Below are 4,011 nucleotides of genomic sequence, written 5' to 3'. Positions count from 1 at the left end.
GTACCAGGACAAGGTAGCCAAAGAGGAAGAAGAGAGACAAATACAGCCCGGACTGGAAGGGGAGTGTTTAAGCCCCCTTTTAGGGGGCTGTGTCAAAGCCACCTGCTACGCAGGTGGATTATTTACTTCGCCCCATAGGGGCGTACCAAAATCCTTAAAAAAAGTCTCTGCCAGTTCTGTAAGATTTAAATCCAATGACAATAAGGCAGAACCAAAACCTGTTGCTGACCACGCCCACAGGACGTGGTTTTCAGTTATCAATAAAAATGGGGGCACTCGCCCCCATTTCACTGCCTCCGTCAATGTGACTCAAGCCCGAATTGTATCGTCGCCGAAACCAATCCATTTATAGGTCGTTAACGCTTCCAGGCCCATCGGGCCGCGCGCATGCAGCTTCTGGGTACTGACCGCTACTTCTGCGCCAAGGCCAAACTGGCCGCCGTCGGTAAAGCGGGTAGAGGCGTTAATGTAGACCGCCGAGGAATCCACTTCGTTGATAAAACGGTTGGCATTGCTCAACGTGCGGGTCAGGATGGCATCAGAATGCTGGGTACCGTGTTCGCGGATATGCGCGATGGCCTCGTCGAGGCCGGCGACCACTTTGACATTCAGATCCAGCGACAGATACTCATCGTTGTACTGTGCCGCCTTCACCGGCTCGACATTGGCCGGGCCGTTTTGCAATACCGGCAGGGTGGCGGCATCAGCATGCAGCGTCACGCCGCTTTCCGCCATCTGGGTGCTCAGGGCTGGCAGGAAACGGTCGGCAATATGCTCATTCACCAGCAAGGTTTCTACCGAGTTACACGCGCTTGGGCGCTGAACTTTGGCATTGACGATAATCTTCAGCGCTTCAGCAATATCGGCAGAATCATCAATATAGATATGACACACACCAATCCCGCCGGTGATTACCGGAATCGTGGACTGCTCTCGGCACAGCTTGTGCAGACCGGCGCCACCGCGAGGGATCAGCATATCGATATACTTATCCATCTTCAGCATCTCGCCAACCAGCGCGCGATCCGGATTCTCAATCGCCTGGACCGTCGCGGCCGGCAGCCCGCACTCCTCCAGCGCCCGCTGAATGACTTTCACCGTGGCGGAATTGGTGCGCCAGGTCTCTTTCCCGCCACGCAGAATCGCGGCATTGCCGGTCTTCAGGCATAGGGAAGCAACATCGACGGTGACGTTAGGACGGGCTTCATAAATCACCCCCACCACGCCCAGCGGCACGCGGCGGCGTTCGATGCGCAGGCCGCTGTCAAGCAGACCGCCGTCGATCACCTGACCGACCGGATCGGCCAGATTGCACACCTGGCGAACATCGTTGGCAATGCCGCTCAAACGCGCCGGGTTAAGTGCCAGACGGTCAAGCAGCGCCTCGCTCAAGCCATTGGCGCGCGCTTCCTTCAGGTCTTCAGCGTTCGCGCGCAGAATCTCTTCACTCTGCGCTTCGAGATAATCGGCGATCTTTTCCAGCACCTGATTTTTTTCACGACTGGAGAGTTGCGCGAGTTTGTAAGAGGCCGCCTTGGCAGCAATGCCCATTTGTTCCAGCATTTTCAGCTCCTTAACGGATAATCATATCGTCGCGGTGGACGGCAACCGGGCCGTATTCGTAGCCCAGAATGGCATCAATCTGCTGCGAGTGCTGGCCAGCAATCAGGCGCAGCGCATCGCTGTTGTAGCGGCTGACGCCATGGGCAATATCACGTCCTTCGCTATTGCGGATGCGGATAACTTCACCGCGGGAAAAGTTACCCGTGACGGTTTTGATGCCTTTTGGCAACAAGGAGCTACCGCGTTCCAGAATCGCCTGGGTGGCGCCAGCATCAACGCTGATTTCGCCTGCTGGCGGGGCGCCGAAGATCCAGCGCTTGCGGTTCTCCAGTGGCGATTCCTGTGCGTGGAAACGGGTACCGACCGATACGTTCTCCATCACATCGGCAATCACGCCGGGACGGTTGCCGGCGGCAATAATGGTGTCGATACCTGCGCGGCAGGCGACATCGGCAGCCTGCAACTTGGTTCCCATACCGCCGGTGCCCAGGCCGGAAACGCTATCGCCAGCGATGGCGCGCAGGGCGTCATCAATGCCATAGACATCTTTGATCAATTCCGCCTGCGGGTTATTGCGCGGATCGGCAGTAAACAAACCCGGCTGGTCGGTCAGCAGCAGTAGTTTATCGGCGCCGGCAAGGATTGCCGCCAGCGCGGAGAGGTTGTCGTTATCGCCGACTTTAATCTCGGCGGTCGCCACGGCGTCATTTTCGTTAATGACCGGCACGATGTTGTTATCCAGCAGTGCGCGCAGGGTATCGCGGGCATTGAGGAAACGCTCGCGGTCTTCCATATCCGCACGGGTCAGCAGCATCTGGCCAACGTGAATACCATAAATGGAAAACAGCTGTTCCCACAGCTGGATCAGACGGCTCTGTCCTACCGCAGCCAGAAGTTGTTTCGACGCAATGGTCGCGGGCAGTTCCGGGTAGCCAAGGTGCTCACGCCCGGCGGCAATAGCCCCGGAGGTCACAATGACAATTCGGTGGCCCATGGCGTGCAGCTGTGCGCATTGACGCACTAATTCGACGATATGGGCGCGGTTCAGGCGACGGGATCCGCCCGTTAAAACACTGGTGCCCAGTTTTACCACCAGCGTCTGGCTATCACTCATGATTCTCTGCCGTTCAAAAGGAATATCGATATCGAGCTGATGTTGTAACAGGACTCAGGCCGCTTGCCAACACCTGGCGTATTGAGGGAGCCACTTTATTGCGCGAAATCGGCCATTGTGGAGGGAGACGATGACAAATTTATGACGGAAACATCTAAACACTCTTTTTTATAAAAAGTTCCACATTGTCATAAATTTTTAATACTGGAGCGTTAAAAAACCTCCTGTTTTTCACGGGGCCTTCGCCCGGAATTGATTAGCGCGTATATAAATAAATCACCAGGACTGAATAATGAAAAAGAGCTCACTGGCATTAATGATGATGGGTCTTGTCGCTTCTTCAGCTACCCAGGCAGCAGAAGTTTATAATAAAAACGGCAACAAACTGGACGTGTACGGCAAAGTCAGAGCGATGCACTACATCAGCGACTATACCGGTAAAGATGGCGACCAGACCTATGTACGTTTCGGCATCAAAGGTGAAACGCAGATTAACGACCTGCTGACCGGCTATGGTCGTTGGGAATCTGAATTCTCCGGCAACAAAACGGAAAGCGACTCCACCCAGAAAACCCGTCTGGCGTTTGCCGGTCTGAAATTGAAAAACTACGGTTCTTTCGATTACGGTCGTAACCTCGGTGCTCTGTATGACGTTGAAGCCTGGACCGATATGTTCCCGGAATTCGGCGGCGACTCTTCCGCACAGACTGATAACTTCATGACCAAGCGTGCCAATGGTCTGGCGACCTACCGTAACACCGATTTCTTCGGCGCGGTTGATGGCCTGGATATGACCCTGCAGTATCAGGGTAAAAACGAAGGCGGCCGTGACGTTAAGAAACAAAACGGTGACGGTTTTGGTTCCTCGTTAAGCTATGACTTCGGTGGCAGCGACTTCGCCGTCAGCGCGGCGTATACCAACTCTGACCGCACGAATGCACAGAACCTGCTGTCCCGCGGCGTGGGTAAAAAAGCAGAAGCCTGGGCAACCGGTCTGAAATATGACGCCAACAATATCTACCTGGCAACCATGTATTCCGAAACCCGCAACATGACTCCAATCAGCGGCGGTTTTGCCAACAAGGCACAGAACTTTGAAGCGGTTGCTCAGTACCAGTTCGACTTCGGTCTGCGTCCGTCTCTGGGCTATGTGCTGTCAAAAGGCAAAGATATCGAAGGCGTGGGGAGCGAAGACCTGGTCAACTATATTGATGTTGGCCTGACCTACTACTTCAATAAAAACATGAACGCCTTCGTAGATTATAAAATCAACCAGCTGAAGAGCGATAATAAACTCGCTATCAACGATGATGACATCGTGGCCTTGGGTATGA

3 protein-coding genes are annotated in these 4,011 nt (G+C 54.3%); 1 reads left to right on the top strand and 2 read right to left on the bottom strand.

Features of this window, described 5'->3' with window-relative positions; all coding sequences use genetic code 11:
- Positions 1–309 precede the first annotated feature (309 nt).
- Positions 310–1,563, bottom strand: coding sequence for a glutamate-5-semialdehyde dehydrogenase (gene proA / locus ACZAHD_RS22140; RefSeq protein ID WP_462458646.1), 1,254 nt, complete (start codon positions 1,561–1,563; stop codon positions 310–312).
- A 10-nt stretch (positions 1,564–1,573) separates the two neighbouring features.
- Positions 1,574–2,677 carry a glutamate 5-kinase gene (gene proB / locus ACZAHD_RS22135; RefSeq protein WP_462458645.1) on the bottom strand — a complete coding sequence of 368 codons (1,104 nt, stop codon included), beginning with the start codon at positions 2,675–2,677 and terminating at the stop codon, positions 1,574–1,576.
- Between the two features lie 292 nt (positions 2,678–2,969).
- On the opposite strand from proB, the gene phoE reads away from it, so the two are divergent.
- The coding region (gene phoE, locus ACZAHD_RS22130) for a phosphoporin PhoE (protein ID WP_462458644.1) at positions 2,970–4,011 on the top strand (1,042 nt) is incomplete at its 3' end.

Source organism: Raoultella sp. (assembly GCF_039594335.1).
GTDB lineage: Bacteria > Pseudomonadota > Gammaproteobacteria > Enterobacterales > Enterobacteriaceae > Klebsiella.
This window is presented reverse-complemented; position numbering and strand designations above follow the sequence as displayed.